Source organism: Azospirillum thiophilum, from assembly GCF_001305595.1.
Classification (GTDB): Bacteria; Pseudomonadota; Alphaproteobacteria; order Azospirillales; family Azospirillaceae; genus Azospirillum; species Azospirillum thiophilum.
The window spans coordinates 222443-238865 of the sequence record NZ_CP012403.1 but is presented as its reverse complement, the minus strand read 5'-3'; the positions used below and the strand labels follow the sequence as shown (position 1 = coordinate 238865).

The window sequence follows — 16423 nt, the reverse complement described above, 5'->3', positions numbered from 1 at the left end:
AACGGGCGCCCACCGGAAATCGGCGCAGCTCTGGTTAACAAAATTGTCATGGCCGCTTGCGCGGGCGCGTGATCCGACAGTCGGGCTGCGGCCCATACCAGCGGCTGGGCGTGTTCAGGTGGTCGGGGCAGCCAGGGCCGGGCGGTGTTTGCGAATCATTATCAATGGGTGCTATGGTCCGCCGGCCGGTGCGCCGGCATCGGACTCCTTGTCGGGTAGCGAGCTTCATGACGACAGCCTCGATCAACATCGCGGTTTCCGCCGGCCTGATGCAGGTCGGCGCCGGGGCCGCGCTGGACGAGACGGTTGCCCCCGGCCTGAAGCTCGGGCTGGTGATCAGCGGCCGTTTCGGCCTGCGCGTCGATTGCCGGGACGAGGTCGCCCTCGCCGGCCCGTCCCTGTGTCTGTTGCTGGGGGACCGGCCCTTCGTCGCCCACCATGATTTCCCCACCGGGGAGGCCCTGCGCTACGTCACCGTGGCGCTCGACAGCGCGACGCTGCACGGGCTGCTGGGGGAGGACGCCGAACGCCTGAGCGCGGGTGCCGGCGGGACCGGAGCGCGGGTGCATGTCGGACGGGCCGACCGCGCCGTCTGCGCGCTGGGCATGCAGATCAGCGCCTGTCCGTTCAAGGGTGGCGTCCGGCAGACCTATCTGGCGGCCAAGGCCCTGGAACTGGTCGCGACCGTCACCGGCGGGCTGCTGGCCGGCGGCGAAGACCGCGCCCGGCGGCTCGCCGGCGCGGACCTGGAGAGGCTGCACGACGCCCGGCGGATCATCCTCCAGGCGCCGGGGCAGGCGCCGTCCCTGGCGGCACTGGCCCGTCAGGTCGGGCTGAACGTTCGCAAGCTGACCGACGGCTTCCGCCGCTGCTTCGGCTGCAGCGTCGCCGACTTCATCGCGGAGCATCGCCTGCAGGAGGCGTTCCGGATGCTCTCATCCGGCGAGGTCGGGGTGGCGGAGGCTGCCTACCGCGTCGGCTACACCCCAAACCATTTCACCAGCGCCTTCCGCAAGCGCTTCGGCATGCCGCCCAGCCGGCTGCGCTGACGGGGTGGGCACCGGGATTCCCGCCGTGTAAATCCCGGCCGGCAAATTGCTGGCCCGGAAATCATAGGCATGAGGCCGGCCGCCGTAGGCCGCCGCCATTCCGCCGCGCCGGACAAGATGCGATTGGTTCGCAACAACCTGCGAGGCCACTCATGCCGCATCCCATCCGATCCCGCCTGCTCGGCTCCACCGTCCTTCTCGCCGTCCTGATGCCGGCTGCGCCGCACGCCCAGACGGCGGAAAGCCCGGCCGCCGGACCGCCGCCGGCCGCCATCCTGCTGCCGGAACTCCAGGTGACCGGAACGGGCGGCGGCGCGGCGGACGGGCTGGTCGCCACCAGCAGCGCCACCGGCACCAAGACCGACACGCCGCTGCGCGAGAACCCGCAATCGGTGTCGGTCGTCACCCGCGAGCAGATGGACGCCCAGGGCGCCCTGTCGGTGTCGGAGGCGCTGCGCTACACCCCCGGCGTCGTCGCCGGGCTCGGCAATTCCGACAACCGCTACGACCAGATCACGCTGCGCGGCTTCAACGCCACCACGCTGGGGCTGTTCCGCGACGGGCTGCGCCAGATGTCGAACCAGATGACGACGCGGATCGAACCCTTCGGGCTGGAGCGGGTCGAGGTGCTGCGCGGGCCGGCCTCGGTTCTCTACGGCCAGGGTGCGCCGGGCGGGCTGGTCAACGCCATCACCAAGCGGCCGACCGACCAGCCGCTGCACGTCCTGGACCTCCAGGCCGGCAGCCACGACCGCTTCCAGGGGGCCTTCGACCTCGGCGGACCGGTGGCCGGCGGGGACGGCACCCTGCTCTACCGGCTGACCGGCCTCGTCCGCGACAGCGACGCCCAGGTCGATCACACCAAGGACGACCGCGTCTACATCGCTCCGGCCCTGACCTGGCGGCCGACCGACTCCACCAGCCTGACGCTGCTCGCCAGCTACCAGAAGGACGAGGGCGGGACGCCGAGCCCGCTTCCCGCCGTCGGCACGATCCTGCCCAACGCCAACGGCCGCATCCCGATGAACCGTTTCTCCGGCGACCCGGCGCTGGACAGCTTCGAGCGCAAGCAATATTCCGCCGGCTGGCTGTTCGAGCAGCGCCTCGACGATGTCTGGCGCCTGCGCCAGACCACGCGCTACGACCGGCTGGAGTTCGACCAGTCCAACCTCTACGCCTACACGCCGCTGACCGCGACGGGAACCACGGTCAACCGCATGGCCTACCGGTTCGGCGTGAACGCCGACCTGCTGGGCAGCGACAGCCAGGTCCAGGCCGACTGGCGCGCCGGGCCGGTGACCGTCACCTCGCTGTTCGGCGTCGACTACCGCTACAACCGTGAGAGCTTCTACCAGTACAGCGGCAGCGCCCCGCCGCTGAATCTCTATCAGCCGGTCTACGGGCAGGCCGTCGCCAACCCGTCCGTCCTGTCGGCGGACAGCGTGACGCGGATCCACCAGATCGGCCTCTACACCCAGCAGCAGGCGAAGGTTGCCGACCGGCTGGTCCTGACGCTCGGCGGCCGGCAGGACTGGGCACGCAACCGCAGCACCAACAACCGCACCGGCCTGACCACGACCCAGTCCGACGGTGCCTTCACCTGGCGGGCGGGTGCCGCCTGGCTGTTCGACAGCGGCCTGACCCCTTACGCCAGCTACGCCACCTCCTTCGCCCCGGTCAGCGGCACCGATTTCGCCGGACGCGCCTTCAGCCCGTCGGAGGCGCGGCAGGTCGAGGCCGGCGTGAAGCTCCAGCCGGCCGGCATGAGCAGCTTCTTCACCGCCGCGTGGTTCGACCTGACCCAGACCAACGTGCAGACCACCGACACCGCCCACACCGGCTTCCAGGTGCAGACCGGCGAGGTGCGGACCACCGGCATCGAACTGCAGGCGGTCGCCAGCCTCGGCGACGGCCTCAGCCTGATCGGCGCCTATACATGGCAGGATCCGGAAATCACCAGGAGCAACGGCATCGACCGCGGCATGCGGCCGACCGGGGTGCCGCGCCGGATCGCGTCGGGCTGGGCCGACTACACGGTGCCGGACGGCCCGCTGGCCGGGCTGGGCGGCGGCGCCGGGCTGCGCCATGTCGGCGCCACCGCCGGCAGCGCCGACAACAGCCTGACCGTACCGTCGGTGACGCTGGTCGATGCCGCCATCCGCTATGATTTCGGCAAATGGCGGGCCTCGCTGAACGCCAGCAACCTGTTCGACCGCTATTACGTCGCCAGCTGCTCGTCGCTCGCCAACTGCAGCATCGGCTACGGGCGCACCGTCACCGCCGGCCTGCGTTACTCCTGGTGACCGCCATGAAGACCCGCGCTTTCGCCTTCGCGCTGATCGGCGCGCTCTATTTCACGCAAGGAATCCCGCTCGGGCTGGCGATGGAGGCGCTGCCCGGCCTGCTGCGCCAGCAGGGCGCGCCGCTCGACCGGCTGGCCTTCCTGCCCCTGGTCGGGCTGCCCTGGGTGCTGAAATTCCTGTGGGCGCCGCTGGTCGACGACCGCTGGTCGCCGCGGCTCGGCCGGCGGCGGAGCTGGGTGCTGCCGATGCAGGGGCTGGTGCTGCTCTGCCTGCTGGCCGCAGCGGCGCTCGGCCTGTCCGCTGATACCGCCGGGATGGCCGTCGCGCTCTTCGCCGTCGCCTCCCTCGCCAGCGCCACCCAGGACACCGCGACGGACGGCCTTGCCGCCGAACGCTTCGCCGGCCCGGATCTGGCGCGGGCCAACGGCCTCCAGGTCGCGGGCACGATGACCGGCTTCTTCTTCGGCGGGTCGGGCTGCCTGACCATCGCCGGGCTGTTCGGCACTCGGGCGGCGCTGCTGTCGGTGGCCTCGGTGGTCGCGGCCGGGCTGCTGCTCGCCCTGCTGTGGCGGGAACCGGCGGCGGCAGCCGCCCCGCGCGGCGGCGCCAGCCTGGGCGGCTTCCTGCGCCGGCCGGGCTCCCTGCGGCTGCTGGCCGTCGCGCTGCTGTCGGCGGTGACGGCCAGTGCCGGTTTCGGGCTGTGGAAGCTGTTCCTGCTCGATTCCGGCTGGTCGCTGGCGGAGGTCGGGCGTCTCGGGCTGGCCAGCGGCGCGGTGACGGTGGCGCTGGGATGCGGCGGCGGCGCCTGGCTGGTCGGGCGGCTGGGGGCCTGGCCGGTGCTGGCGCTCGGGCTGGCGGCCTCCCTGTCGGCCGCCGCCGGCTGGGGCGCGCAGGCCCTGGGCATGGCTTCCGCCACCTGGGTCGCCGGGCTGGCGGCCGGGCTGGGGGCGGCCGGAACCGGGGCCGCGTCGGTGGCGGCGATGGCGCTGGCGATGGGCTTCGCCGCCCGTGCCGGGCAGGCCGGCACCGACATGACCGCGGTCCAGAGCACGCGCGACCTCGGCGAGATCGGCACCTCGGCCGCCGTCACCGGGCTGGCGGCGGGGCTCGGCTACGGCACCGCCTTCGCGGGCATGGGGGCCGCGGCGCTGCTGGCGCTCGCCGCCGTCGCCGCCGCCCACCGGACCGCCCCTCTGCGCAGCGCCGGCGAGGAGTTGCGCGCATGAGCCGCCGGATCGCCCCGCGCCGGATGAACCTGCGCCGGCTTTGGGGGTGGCTGCACCGCTGGCTGGGGCTGTCGGCCGGGCTGCTCGCGGCCCTGCTCGGGCTGTCCGGCGCCGCGCTGGTGCTCAAGGGCCCCCTGCTGCGCTGGGAACTGGGGACGATGCTGGAGGCGCCGGAGACCGGCGGGCGCTCGCCGCCCGACGCCTGGGTGACGGCCGCCCTTGCCGCCCATCGCGGGCCGGGAACCGTGATGTCGGTGACGGCTCCCCATGCCGGGCCGATCCCGGCAGCCAGCGCCCTGCTGTTCCTTTCCGAACCGGTGCCGGGAGGCGGGGTGCGCCATCCGATGATCGCCGTCGATCCCGGCGGCGGCCCCGACCGGCCACGGGTGCTGGGCGCCGTGATCTTCGAGGACACATGGTTCAGCCTGCTGCTCGGCTTCCACCGCTCGCTTCTGGCGGGGCCGCCCGGAGGAACGGCGGTCGCCCTCTGCGGCCTGCTGCTGGCCCTGTCGCTCGGCAGCGGCCTCCTGCTGTGGTGGCCGCGCGGCGGCCCGGGGAGATCTGGAGGGAGAACCGGCTGGCGGCAGGCGCTGCTGCCGTCCCGGCGACCCTCGCCGGCCGGGAGGCTGCGCGCCCTGCACGGTGCTGCCGGGCTGTGGCTGCTGGCTCCGCTGGCCGTCCTCGCCCTGTCGGGAACGCTGCTCGCGCGGCCGGACTGGCTCCCGCTGCGCGCCGTCTCAAAACCCGCCGCCCCCGCCGCCACCCCGGGACCGACGGCTCCGGAGCCGTCCGTCTGCGCCGGGCCGCCGGATTTGCCCCAGGCCATCCGGACCGCCGTCGCCGCCCACCCCGGCCGGGTGTTCCGCAGCGCCGGTGCCGGGCCTGGACCGGACGCCCCCTTCCTCATCGCCTTCGTGGACGGGCTGGTCCTGGTGGACCGCCGTTGCGGCATGGCGCGGGCCGCCACGGCAGCGGACGGACCGCCGACGCAGGCGATGCGCCGTCTGCTCGGCGGTCTGCACGCCGACCTGATGCTGGGGACCGCCGGGCAGGCCCTGGTGTTCACCGCCGGGCTGGCGCTGCCGCTGTTCTACGTGACAGGATTGTGGGTCTGGCTGCGCGGCCGGCGAAACCGCCGGGCCGGCCGAACCCGCCGGGCGGCGGTGGAGGCCGCCCGCCATGGATAGGCGGCTCCTCGCGCTGCTGCGGCCGGACTGGCGCCTTGCCCTGCTGGCGACGGCGGCCGGGCTCGGGGTGCTGGCGGTGCAGGCCGCGCAGAGCGTCCTGCTGGCGATCGCCCTCGCCGCCGTCCTGGCGGGCGGCGATCCGATGCCGCCTCTTGCTGCCGCCGGCCTGCTGCTGGTGGCGCGCGCATCGCTGTCCTGGGGCGGCGAGGCCATTGCCCTGCGGTTGGGCGGCCGGGCCGCCGCCGCCTTGCACGACTGGCTGGCCGGGCATCTGCTGGCGCTCGGCCCCGCCTATGCCGCCGACCATCCGGACGGCGCGCTGGCACATCTGCTGTCCGGCGGAGCCGAGGCGGCGGCGGCCGCCGCCGGCCGTTACCTGCCGGCGCTCGGCACCGTCTTGATCGGCTGCCCCCTGCTTCTCGCCGGCATCGCCTGGGTGGACGGACGGTCGGCGCTGCTGCTCGCCGGCGTCGCCGCGGCGGCGGTACTGGTCGACCCGGTCTGGCTGCGCTGGCAACGGCCGCGCACCGCCGGGGTCTTCGCGGCGATGGCCGGTTTTTCCGCCCTCCTGCTCGACAGCCTGCGCGGCCTGCCGACCCTGAAGGCGTTCGGCGCCTCCGGCCGGCGGCGGCGGGAGCTGGCGCTGCTGGCCTCCGCCCTGCGGACCGGGTCGATGCGGACGCTGCGCGTCACGCTGCTGCGCGGCGGCCTGAACGGGGCGCTGAGCCTCGGCGGCACCGCCGCCATCGCCGCCTGGGGCAGCCTGCGGCTGGCACAGGGGGAGATGGCGCCGCTGGAGCTGCTTCTATGCCTGCTGCTGGCGCGCGACCTCTTCCGGCCGATCGAGCGGCTGGAGCGTGCGTTCCACGCCGCCTGGGGCTGGGCCGAGGCCGGCGGGCCGGTCGGCGAATTCCTCGACACCGCAGCGGAGCCGCGTCCGGCGATGGTGGCCGCCGCGCCCACGCGGTTCGACATCCGGTTCGAGGGGGTCGGCCACCGCTACCCCGGTCAGGCGGACCCCGCGCTGTTCGACGTCACCTTCGCCGTGCCCCAGGGTGCGATGGTGGCGGTCGTGGGGCCGTCCGGGGCGGGCAAATCCACCATCGCCCAACTCCTGACCCGGTTCCGCGCGCCGGACCGCGGATGCATCCGGATTGGCGGCACCGACATCGCCGCCCTGGCGCCGGAGGCGCTGCGCCGGCTGATCGCCGTGGTTCCGCAGGATCCCGTGCTGTTCCCCGGCACCATCGCCGCCAACCTGCGTCTCGCCCGGCCCGGTGCCGGCGTCGCGGCGCTGCGGGCGGCGGCGCGGGTCGCGCAGCTCGACGCCGAGATTCTCGCCCTGCCGCAGGGCTACGGCACGATGCTGGGCGACCATGGCGCGGGGCTGTCGGGCGGGCAGCGGCAACGCCTCGCCATCGCGCGCGCGGTGCTGCGGGATGCGCCGGTCCTCCTGCTGGACGAGGCGACCTCCGCCGTCGATCCGGCGGCGGAGGCGGCGATCCGCGACGCCCTCGCCACCTTCGGGCGCGGCCGGACCGTCCTGGTCATCGCCCACCGCCTGTCCACCGTCCGTCGCGCCGATCGCATCCTGGTTCAGGAGGCCGGGCTGATCGTCGAGCAGGGCACCCATGAGACGCTGATGGCAGCCGGTGGGCTCTACGCCCGGCTCGTCGCGGCGCAGGAGACGATCCGATGAGAGCGACCCGGCGCAGCCTGTTCCGGTGCAATCCGTTCTGGTCCGACCCGTCCTGGCATGATTTGGCGGCTCTGCTGCCGATGGTCGCCCGCCGCCCGCGCGGCTTCGCCCTCGCCCTCCTCGCCGGTGCCGTCGCCCAGCTTGCGGCGGTGGCGACGCCCGCCGCCGGGGCGTGGCTGGCTGGGCGGGCGCTGGGCGGGGCCGGGCCGGAGATGCTGGAACCCGGCATCGCCCTGCTCGGGCTGCTGGTGCCGGCCACGGCGCTCGGACGCTGGTGGCAGGGCCATGCCTCGCACGACCTCGCCTTTTCGCTGATCGAGACCCTGCAACTGGATCTCTACGACGGGTTGGAGCGTTCGGCACCCGATGGGCGGCGGGGCGGGGATGTCGCCGCCACGGCGACCGCCGATGCCGAACTGATGGAATGGGCCTTCGCCCATCTGCTGGGCGACAGTGTCGGCGCCCTGCTGGTTCCGCTGGCAGCGCTGGCGGCGCTCGCCTGGATCGGCCCGGCGGTGGCGCTCACGGTGGCGCCGGTCCTGCCGGTCCTGCTGCTGCTCCCGGTCTGGCTCGCCCGCCGGGGCGGCGGGGCCGGGCTGGCCTTGCGCGACTGGGTGGGGCTGCTGAACGCCGTGACCGTCGAAGGCGTGCGGGGGCTCGCCGATCTGGTCGGCCTCGGCGCCGGGGAGCGCTGGCGCCGCCGCGTCGCCCGGCTGACCGTCGCCGTCGCCGCGGCGCGGCGGCGGCAGGGCCGCTGGTCGGGGCTGGAAACGACGGCAACCGAGGCGCTGCCGGCCCTGGCGGGCCTCCTCGCCGTCGCGTCGGGCGCCGGTCTGGTCGCGGCCGGACGGCTGGAGGCGACGTCGCTGCCGCTGCTGCTCGCGCTGGCCGCCGCCCTGCCGGCACCGCTGGCGGAGATCGCGCAGGCCACCCGCCGGCTCGGCGAACTCGGTCCGGCGGCGACGCGCATCCTGGCCATCCTGCGTCTGCCGCCCGCTATACCCGATGCAGGAGGCGCGAAGCCGCCGGAGCGGCACGACATCCGCTTCGACGCCGTCACCTTCGCCCATCCCGGACGGCCGCCCTGCCTGCTGGACGTCAGCTTCACCGTCGGGCAGGGCGGGTTCGTCGCGCTGTCCGGCCCGTCCGGCGGTGGCAAGAGCACCTGCCTCGACCTTCTCCTTCGCCTGCGCGAGGCGCAGGGGGGGCGGATCCTGATCGGCGGGCGGGACATCCGCCTGCTGCGCGAGGCCGACCTGCGGCGCCTGATCGCGCCGGTCCTCCAGGACATCCATCTGTTCGACGCCAGTGTTGCCGACAACATCGCGCTGGGCCGCCCCGACGCCGGCCGGGACATGATCGAACGGGCGGCCCGGCTGGCCGGCATCCATGATGCGATCGCCACCCTGCCGGGCGGCTACGACGCCCGTTGCGGCAAGCAGGGAACCCGGCTGTCGGGCGGCCAGCGGCAGCGCCTCGCCCTGGCCCGCGCCCTGCTCATGGAGGCTCCCATCCTGCTGCTGGACGAGGCGACCGCCAATCTGGACGCCATCGGCGAAATGGCTCTGCGCGATGCCATCGCCCGCATCCGTGCCGAGCGCGGGACGACCGTGCTGATGGTGGCGCACCGGCCGGCGACCCTGCGCATGGCCGATCGCGTGCTGCTCCTGGATGGAGGCCGGGTGAACTAGAAGCTGCGGCACCCGGCCTGCATCCACCCGGCCTGCATCCAGGGTGGCGTCACGCGCGCGTCGATAAAAGTTCCCCCAACTCTCAGAAAATATTCCTATAATAGGCAGGTTCCAATCTTCACCCGTGGAGGACAGCCATGCCGATCGACGCCCGCACCCTCAATCAGGACAGCCTTCCCTGCTGGGCCGCCGAGCCGCCGGTTCCGCCCGACGGGTCGCTGGTCCCCGGATCCCAGTTCCATGAAGAGCAATGGATCATGGCCGCCGGCATGCTGGCGCGCGGCAACAGCTTCCAGCAGGTCGCCCGTGCCATGGGATGCAGCCGCACCACCCTGTGGCGGGCCTATTACGGCTCCAAGGATTTCCGCGTCCGGGTGTGGTGGGAGCGGCAGGCGCTGAGCCGGGAGGCCGAGTTGCGGCTCTCCTCGCTGCGCGCCCTGGTGGCCGAGCAGATCGAACGGCTGGTCACGTCCGGCGACCCCTCGACGGTGCGCTGGCTGGCCGAGCGGCTCGGCCTGTTCACCGGCCTCGACGCCATGGCCGGCGCCGACCGTCCCCATTCTCCGGCACCGGCCGCGGCAGCCTCCGCCGCGCCGCCCGCCGGCAATTCACCCGCCCCCGATCCGTTCGGCCCCACCCCGTTCGCCGTCACGGTTCCGGAACTCGACGACGATCTGCCCGGGGAACTGCGCGAACGCCTGCCGCCCGATGCGGCGACCATCGCCGCCATCCTCGCCTGTCCGGAGGCCGAGGGGCCGAAGGGCGTCTATCCCTGGACCCTCAACCCGGACGAGCCCTTCCCGAATCTCGCGCCGGTGCCCGAGGCGCGCCGGGGGAGCCGCCGGGGCGCGGCCTTCTCCCGCCGCCTGTAAGGCCGGCAGAAGGATGGAACACCGGCGGAAAACCGTTCCACGCCGTTCCAGGTCGCCGCCCTGGCCCCCCGCCGCCGCCGGACCGCTCAGCCCGCGAAATCGGGCTTGCCGGCCAGGATGTTGCCGGTGACGGTCCTGATGTCGCGCAGGCCGCACATCGCCATGGTGACGTCCATCTCCTTGCGGATGATCTCCAGGCACTGGGACACGCCGGCCTCGCCGCCGGCCCCCAGCCCGTAGAGGAAGGCGCGGCCGATGAAGGTGCCCTTGGCCCCCAGCGCCAGCGCCTTGACCACGTCCTGGCCGGAGCGGATGCCGCCGTCCATCAGCACCTCGATGCGGTCGCCGACCGCCTCGACGATGGCCGGCAATGCGGCGATGGAGGAGATCGCGCCGTCGAGCTGGCGCCCGCCATGGTTGGAGACGATCAGCGCGTCGGCCCCGGTCTCCGCCGCCATCACCGCGTCTTCCGGATCGAGGATGCCCTTGAGGATCAGCTTGCCGCCCCAGCGGTCGCGGATGCGGCGCACGTCGTCCCAGTTCAGCGCCGGGTCGAACTGCTCCGCCGTCCAGGAGGACAGCGAGGACAGGTTGCTGACGCCGGAGGCGTGGCCGACGATGTTGCGGAAGGTGCGGCGCTCGGTGCGCAGCATGTTCAGGCACCAGCGCGGCTTGGTCGCCATGTTGAGGATGTTGCGCGGCGTCAGCTTCGGCGGGGTGGACAGGCCGTTCCTGATGTCCTTGTGGCGCTGGCCGAGGATCTGGAGGTCCAGCGTCAGCACCAGGGCCGAGCAGCCGGCCGCCTTGGCGCGGTCGATCAGCTTGTCGATGAAGGCGCGGTCGCGCATGACGTAGAGCTGGAACCAGAAGGGCTTGTCGGTGTTCTCGGCCACGTCCTCGATCGAGCAGATGCTCATGGTCGACAGGGTGAAGGGGACGCCGGCCTTGGCTGCGGCGCGGGCGGCCAGGATCTCGCCGTCGGCATGCTGCATCCCGGTCAGCCCGGTCGGCGCCAGCGCCACCGGCATCGCCACCGGCTGGCCGGCCATCGTGCTGGCCAGCGTCCGGTTGGTCATGTCCACCGCCACGCGCTGGCGCAGCTTGATCCGGGCGAAGTCGGACTCGTTGGCGCGGTAGGTCTGCTCGGTGTAGGAGCCGGAATCCGCGTAATCGTAGAACATCCGCGGCACGCGCCATTCCGCCAGCTGCCGCAGATCCTCGATGCAGGTGACGGGCCGGTCGGTGAACAGGGTCGCCCAGCGCGACGGCGGCCGCGCGGAGGGCATGCGAACGGAGGTCATGGGACGTGTCTCGACGGTTGCGCATGAAACGGAAGGGGGTAGGATTTGGCCATCCCCTCCGCACATCGTCAAGCATGCCCGCGGCGCAGGCGACGATTTGCGCGCCGTTTGGCTGGCTGTCCGGGCCGGTCAGCGCGCCGGACCGCTCCTGCGCTTGGGCTTGGCGCCGTTCTTCGCACCGCCTCCGGTGCTGGCGGAGTTGGGCGGCGTCATCATGGCCTTCAGCGCCGCCGACTGGTTGCGCTTCGCCGCCGAGACGGCCGCCGCGGTCCACATGCCGGTGGCGTGGCTGGTGGCGCGGTTTGCCCAGGACAGCCACGCGCTCATGAAGGGGTTCTTGGTCATCACAGGGCGACTCCGGAGTTGAGGGTGATGCGGGACCAACAGCGCCGGGCCGCGAATGTCGCACTGCACAAAAGGCCATGTCCGCATCGCCCGGTTTTTCGGCAGGGCAGCCGGCTTTTTAAGCAAGTGCCGCTCTTTCCGACGGCCTTCCCCGCCGCCATGACCGTCGGCCGGGCGGGGCCTTTGCTGGCATGTCGGTTGCTTGACTGCCGGACGGGCAGCGTGACGGCGGGGGCGGGGCATATGGAGAATGAGCGCGGGACCGGCGACGGCGGGACGGGCGCCATGGCCTTGCGCTTCCTGCGTGTCGCCCGGCTGTGCCGCATCCGCGACGTCGAGCGGCTGCTGGCGGTCGGCGCGCTGGTCCGCGACATCGGCGGCCTGATCCACGTGCTGCAGGCCGAACGCGGCGCCTCCTCGATCTATCTCGGATCCTGCGGCAAGCGCTTCGCCACCGACCGCGCCGGCCGGGTCGCCGAGGCGCTGGCGCTGGAGGCGGTGCTGCGCGACCGGCTGGACCATCTCGACGAGCAGCTCGACCGCATGAGCTCGGGCGCCCGCTTCTACGGCCGGGTCGCCGGCGCACTGCAGGCGCTGGACCGGCTGCCGGCGCTGCGGGATCAGGTGGCCTCGCTGGCGCTGGTGCCGCAGGATTCGGTCAAGGCCTTCACCGACGTGATCGGCCATCTGCTGGCCGTGCTGGTCGAGGCGGCGGACATCGCCGCCGATCCGGCGATCTCGCGGGCGCTGGTCGCGCTGTTCAACATCGTCCAGGGCAAGGAGTTCGCCGGGCAGGAGCGGGCGACGGCCGGCGCCGGCTTCTCGCGCGGGCGGTTCGACGGGGCGGACCATGCCCGGCTCATTCAGCTGATCGACGCGCAGAACCGTGCCTTCCGCATCTTCTCCGAGTTTGCCGACCCGGCCCACACTGCCGCCTTCCGCGCCGCCCTGTCCGACCCGGCGGTGACGGAGGTGGAGCGGATGCGGGCGGTTGCGCTCGCCGACGGCGCCCGCCATGGCGAGCTGTCCGGCATCGCGCCGGAAGCCTGGTTCGAGCAGGCCACCCGCCGGATGGACCGGATGAAGACGGTCGAGGACCGGCTGACCGGGGATCTGCGCCTGCTGTGCGAGGCGAAGCTGGCCCAGGCGCGCGCCGACCTGGAGCAGACCGACCTGGAGCAGGCCGCCCTGCATAGTCCCGATGCCGCGATGCCGGTCGCCATGATGCTGGTCGATGCCGGTTCGCCGCTGCCTGGAGGGCCGTCGCTGCCGGGGCAGGAGGACGCCGGGCTGTTCGCGCCGGACGGGCTGCCGCCCAGGCTGATGCGCTCGGTCCTCGACGTGGTGCAGGCGCAGTCACAGCGGCTGCGCGACGTCAGCCTGGAGCTGGAGACGGCGAAGGCGGCCCTGAACGAGCGCAAGGTGATCGACCGCGCCAAGGGCCTGCTGATGTCGACCCGCAACCTGTCGGAGGAGGAGGCCTACAAGCTGATCCGCAAGACCGCGATGAACCAGAACAAGCGCATCATCGAGGTGGCCGAGGCGATCCTCAGCATGTCGGACATCCTGCGCGGCGTGACCACGGGGGGAGGCTGAACCGCGGCAGCCCCTCTCCCGCCGGAGGAGAGGGGCTGCCGGAACCGGCTCTACTTCATCGAGGGGAAGGCGAATTGGGCGCCCTCGCGCAGGCCGCCGGTCGGCCAGCGCTGGGTGATGGTCTTGCGCCGGGTGTAGAAGCGCACCCCGTCCGGACCATAGGCCGACAGGTCGCCGAACAGTGACCGCTTCCAGCCGCCGAAGCTGTGATAGGCGACCGGGACCGGCAGCGGCACGTTGATGCCGACCATGCCGACCTTGATCATGTCGCTGAAATAGCGGGCGGCCTCGCCGTCGCGGGTGAACAGGCAGGTGCCGTTGCCGTATTCGTGGCCGTCGATCAGGTCCATGCCCTCCTGCATCGTCTTCACCCGGACGAGGCAGAGGACCGGGCCGAAGATCTCCTCCCGGTAGATGGTCATCTCCGGGGTGACGCGGTCGAACAGGCAGCCGCCCAGGAAGTTGCCGTTCTCGTGGCCCGGCACCACCAGCCCGCGGCCGTCCACCACCAGCTCGGCCCCCTCGGAGACGCCCTGGTCGACATAGGCCCTGACCTTGTCATGGTGGGCGCGGGTGACCAGCGGCCCCATCTCGCAGCCGGCCGAGGTGCCGGCGCCGACCTTCAGGGCGCGGAGTGCGACGGACAGCTTCTCCACCAGCCGGTCGGCGACCTCGTCGCCCACCGCGACGACGACGGAGATCGCCATGCAGCGCTCGCCGCAGGAGCCGTAGGCCGCCCCCATCAGCGCGCTGACCGCGTTGTCGAGGTCGGCGTCGGGCATGACGATGGCGTGGTTCTTGGCCCCGCCCAGCGCCTGCACCCGTTTGCCGTGGGCGCTGGCGGTGGCATAGACATATTCGGCGATCGGGGTGGATCCGACGAAGCTGACGCCCTGCACCCGCGGGTCGGTCAGCAGCGTGTCGACCGCCTCCTTGTCGCCGTTGACGACGTTCAGCACCCCCGGCGGCAGCCCGGCCTGCTCGGCCAGCTGGGCGACGAGGAGGGCGGCGCTCGGGTCGCGCTCCGACGGTTTTAGAATGAAAGTGTTGCCGCAGGCGATGGCGATGGGATACATCCACAGCGGCACCATCGCCGGGAAGTTGAAGGGCGTGATCCCTGCAACGACTCCCAGCGGTTGGAACTCCGACCAGCTGTCGATGGCCGGGCCGACATTCTTGGAGAACTCGCCTTTCAGCAGCTCCGGGACGCCGCAGGCATATTCGACATTCTCGATGCCGCGGGTCAGCTCGCCGAGGGCATCGTCCAGCACCTTGCCATGTTCCTGGGTGATCAGCGCGCAGACGCGCTCGGCATTCTCCTCCAGCAGCTGCTTGAAGCGGAACATGACGCGGGCGCGCTTGGCCGGCGGCGTGGCGCGCCAGCCCGGAAAGGCGGCCTCGGCGGCGGCGATCGCCTCCTCGACCGTCTTGCGGCCGGCGAGTGCGACCTGACCGGTCACCTCGCCGGTTGCCGGGTTGACGATGTCGGCGGTGCGGCTGCCGGCGGGGGCATCGGTCTTGCCGCCGATCAGGTGCGGGACGATGGGCATGGGACGGTTCCTGGAGGGGTGTTCGGTGTGCGAGGTTTTGCCCCCACCCTGACCCTCCCCCGCTGCGCAGGGGAGGGAATTGGGGATGCTATGGACTTTCTCCCTCCCCCGCCCAGCGGGGGAGGGTCGGGGTGGGGGGAGTGCGGAGCGAGTGCCCTTACGCGGTCGCCTGGATGGCGTCGGCGACGACGTTGAACAGCCGGTCGAGATCCTCGCGCTCGCTGATGAAGTGCGGGCCAAACTGCAGGGTGTCGCCGCCGTAGCGCACGTAATAGCCGGCGTCCCAACACTTCATGGCGATCTCGTAGGGGCGCCGGGCCGGCTCGCCGGGCAGGGGGGCGATCTGCACCGCGCCGGCAAGGCCGCAGTTGCGGATGTCGGCGACGTTCTTCAGGCCCTTCAGCCCGTGGATCAGGTCTTCGAAATGCGGCATCAGCGCCGCGGCCTTGTCGGCCAGCTTCTCGCGCTCGAACAGCTCCAGTGCGGCGAGGCCGGCGGCGCAGGCGACGGGGTGGGCGGAGTAGGTGTAGCCGTGCGGGAACTCGACCAGATACTCGGGTCCGCCATTGTCCATGAAGGTCTGGTAGATCTCGTGGCTGGCGACCACCGCGCCCATCGGCACGGCGCCGTTGGTCAGGCCCTTGGCGACGTTCATGATGTCCGGCACGACGCCGAAGTAATCGGCGCCGAAGGCGGTGCCCATACGGCCGAAGCCGGTGATGACCTCATCGAAGATCAGCAGGATGCCGTGCTTGGTGCAGATCTCGCGCAGGCGCTGGAGATAGCCCTTGGGCGGCGGCAGCACGCCGGCCGATCCGGCCATCGGCTCCACCACCACCGCGGCGATGTTGGAGGCGTCATGCAGGGCGACAAGATCCTCCAGCGCGTCGGCGAGGTGGGCACCCTCGTCCGGCATGCCCTTGGTGAAGACGTTCTGCGGCAGCAGGGTGTGGGGCAGGTGGTCGGCATCGACGCCGGTGCCGAACAGCTTGCGGTTGCCGACGATGCCGCCCAGGCTGGTGCCGCCGAAATTGACGCCGTGATAGCCCTTGACCCGGCCGATCAGCTTGGTCTTGGCCGGCTGCCCCTTCATCCGCCAATAGGCCCGCGCCAGCTTCAGCGAGGTGTCGGCGGCCTCCGAGCCGGAATTGACGAAGAAGACATGGTCGAGCCCGGCCGGCGTCATCGAGGCCAGCTTGTGCGCCAGCTTGAAGGCGGCGGGGTGGCCGTACTGGAAGGCCGGGCTGTAGTCGAGCGTGCCGATCTGGCGGGCAACCGCCTCGGCGATCTCGCTGCGGCAATGGCCGGCACCGCTGCACCACAGGCCGGACAGGCTGTCATAGATCTTGCGGCCCTGCGCGTCCCAGTACCAGGCGCCTTCGGCCTTCATCATCATCCGCGGGTTCTTCTTGAACTCGCGGTTGGCGGTGAAGGGCATCCAGTGGGCGTCGAGTTCCTCGCGGGTCACGCCGGCCGCCCGGTCGGTGCCGAAGCCGGGATTGCCGTGCTCGAAGTCGTTGTCCAGGGGGGCCATGCCGCCGGTCTCCTGCTGATGGGGTGGTGTGCAGGAGTGTGCCGGGGCGGTCGCTGTGGTTAAATCCAAA

General features: G+C 72.3%; 12 protein-coding genes. 8 read left to right on the top strand and 4 right to left on the bottom strand.

What is annotated here, in order from left to right; genetic code table 11:
* Nucleotides 1-227 precede the first annotated feature (227 nt).
* The 7 genes from AL072_RS20305 to AL072_RS20275 all read left to right on the top strand — a co-directional run bounded on the left by AL072_RS20305 (nucleotide 228) and on the right by AL072_RS20275 (nucleotide 10027).
* The gene (locus tag AL072_RS20305; protein WP_052710217.1) at nucleotides 228-1049 is read left to right on the top strand and encodes a helix-turn-helix domain-containing protein; all 822 of its coding nucleotides are present in this window, start codon (nucleotides 228-230) and stop codon (nucleotides 1047-1049) included.
* 152 nt (nucleotides 1050-1201) lie between these two features.
* The gene (locus tag AL072_RS20300; protein WP_052710216.1) at nucleotides 1202-3352 is read left to right on the top strand and encodes a TonB-dependent siderophore receptor; all 2151 of its coding nucleotides are present in this window, start codon (nucleotides 1202-1204) and stop codon (nucleotides 3350-3352) included.
* A 5-nt stretch (nucleotides 3353-3357) separates the two neighbouring features.
* The gene (locus tag AL072_RS20295; RefSeq protein ID WP_045584065.1) at nucleotides 3358-4578 is read left to right on the top strand and encodes a RhtX/FptX family siderophore transporter; all 1221 of its coding nucleotides are present in this window, start codon (nucleotides 3358-3360) and stop codon (nucleotides 4576-4578) included.
* Nucleotides 4575-5765 carry a PepSY domain-containing protein gene (locus tag AL072_RS20290; RefSeq protein ID WP_052710215.1) on the top strand — a complete coding sequence of 397 codons (1191 nt, stop codon included), beginning with the start codon at nucleotides 4575-4577 and terminating at the stop codon, nucleotides 5763-5765. Before AL072_RS20295 ends, AL072_RS20290 begins: the two co-directional genes overlap by 4 nt.
* Nucleotides 5758-7464, top strand: a complete 1707-nt coding sequence (locus tag AL072_RS20285; RefSeq protein WP_052710214.1) for an ABC transporter ATP-binding protein — start codon at nucleotides 5758-5760, stop codon at nucleotides 7462-7464. Before AL072_RS20290 ends, AL072_RS20285 begins: the two co-directional genes overlap by 8 nt.
* Nucleotides 7461-9155 (top strand): ABC transporter ATP-binding protein, encoded by a 1695-nt coding sequence (locus AL072_RS20280; protein WP_052710213.1) that lies wholly within the window; start codon nucleotides 7461-7463, stop codon nucleotides 9153-9155. The genes AL072_RS20285 and AL072_RS20280 overlap by 4 nt, the downstream gene beginning before the upstream one ends.
* Before the next feature lie 137 nt (nucleotides 9156-9292).
* The gene (locus tag AL072_RS20275; RefSeq protein ID WP_045584064.1) at nucleotides 9293-10027 is read left to right on the top strand and encodes a hypothetical protein; all 735 of its coding nucleotides are present in this window, start codon (nucleotides 9293-9295) and stop codon (nucleotides 10025-10027) included.
* 86 nt (nucleotides 10028-10113) lie between these two features.
* Here AL072_RS20275 and AL072_RS20270 read toward each other — a convergent pair whose 3' ends face one another.
* Entirely contained in the window at nucleotides 10114-11328 is a 1215-nt protein-coding gene (locus AL072_RS20270; RefSeq protein ID WP_281178689.1) for an alpha-hydroxy acid oxidase, read from the bottom strand.
* A gap of 129 nt (nucleotides 11329-11457) precedes the next feature.
* A complete protein-coding gene (locus AL072_RS34420) occupies nucleotides 11458-11673 on the bottom strand; it encodes a hypothetical protein (RefSeq protein ID WP_144428316.1) in 216 nt (71 codons plus the stop codon).
* A gap of 285 nt (nucleotides 11674-11958) precedes the next feature.
* On the opposite strand from AL072_RS34420, the gene AL072_RS20260 reads away from it, so the two are divergent.
* Nucleotides 11959-13269 (top strand): nitrate regulatory protein, encoded by a 1311-nt coding sequence (locus AL072_RS20260; RefSeq protein WP_045584580.1) that lies wholly within the window; start codon nucleotides 11959-11961, stop codon nucleotides 13267-13269.
* A gap of 50 nt (nucleotides 13270-13319) precedes the next feature.
* Here AL072_RS20260 and AL072_RS20255 read toward each other — a convergent pair whose 3' ends face one another.
* Both AL072_RS20255 and aptA read right to left on the bottom strand, forming a co-directional pair.
* Nucleotides 13320-14819, bottom strand: a complete 1500-nt coding sequence (locus AL072_RS20255; protein WP_045584061.1) for a CoA-acylating methylmalonate-semialdehyde dehydrogenase — start codon at nucleotides 14817-14819, stop codon at nucleotides 13320-13322.
* Nucleotides 14820-14976: 157 nt separating this feature from the next.
* Nucleotides 14977-16353, bottom strand: a complete 1377-nt coding sequence (gene aptA, locus AL072_RS20250) for an omega-aminotransferase AptA (protein ID WP_045584060.1) — start codon at nucleotides 16351-16353, stop codon at nucleotides 14977-14979.
* Nucleotides 16354-16423: the final 70 nt, after the last annotated feature.

Bases quoted from the DNA above. Each gene is read 5' to 3' on its own strand.
- AL072_RS20305 (WP_052710217.1), top strand. From the start codon at position 228: ATGACGACAGCCTCGATCAACATCGCGGTTTCCGCCGGCCTGATGCAG.
- AL072_RS20300 (WP_052710216.1), top strand. From the start codon at position 1,202: ATGCCGCATCCCATCCGATCCCGCCTGCTCGGCTCCACCGTCCTTCTC.
- AL072_RS20295 (WP_045584065.1), top strand. From the start codon at position 3,358: ATGAAGACCCGCGCTTTCGCCTTCGCGCTGATCGGCGCGCTCTATTTC.
- AL072_RS20290 (WP_052710215.1), top strand. From the start codon at position 4,575: ATGAGCCGCCGGATCGCCCCGCGCCGGATGAACCTGCGCCGGCTTTGG.
- AL072_RS20285 (WP_052710214.1), top strand. From the start codon at position 5,758: ATGGATAGGCGGCTCCTCGCGCTGCTGCGGCCGGACTGGCGCCTTGCC.
- AL072_RS20280 (WP_052710213.1), top strand. From the start codon at position 7,461: ATGAGAGCGACCCGGCGCAGCCTGTTCCGGTGCAATCCGTTCTGGTCC.
- AL072_RS20275 (WP_045584064.1), top strand. From the start codon at position 9,293: ATGCCGATCGACGCCCGCACCCTCAATCAGGACAGCCTTCCCTGCTGG.
- AL072_RS20270 (WP_281178689.1), bottom strand. From the start codon at position 11,328: ATGACCTCCGTTCGCATGCCCTCCGCGCGGCCGCCGTCGCGCTGGGCG.
- AL072_RS34420 (WP_144428316.1), bottom strand. From the start codon at position 11,673: ATGACCAAGAACCCCTTCATGAGCGCGTGGCTGTCCTGGGCAAACCGC.
- AL072_RS20260 (WP_045584580.1), top strand. From the start codon at position 11,959: ATGGCCTTGCGCTTCCTGCGTGTCGCCCGGCTGTGCCGCATCCGCGAC.
- AL072_RS20255 (WP_045584061.1), bottom strand. From the start codon at position 14,819: ATGCCCATCGTCCCGCACCTGATCGGCGGCAAGACCGATGCCCCCGCC.
- aptA (WP_045584060.1), bottom strand. From the start codon at position 16,353: ATGGCCCCCCTGGACAACGACTTCGAGCACGGCAATCCCGGCTTCGGC.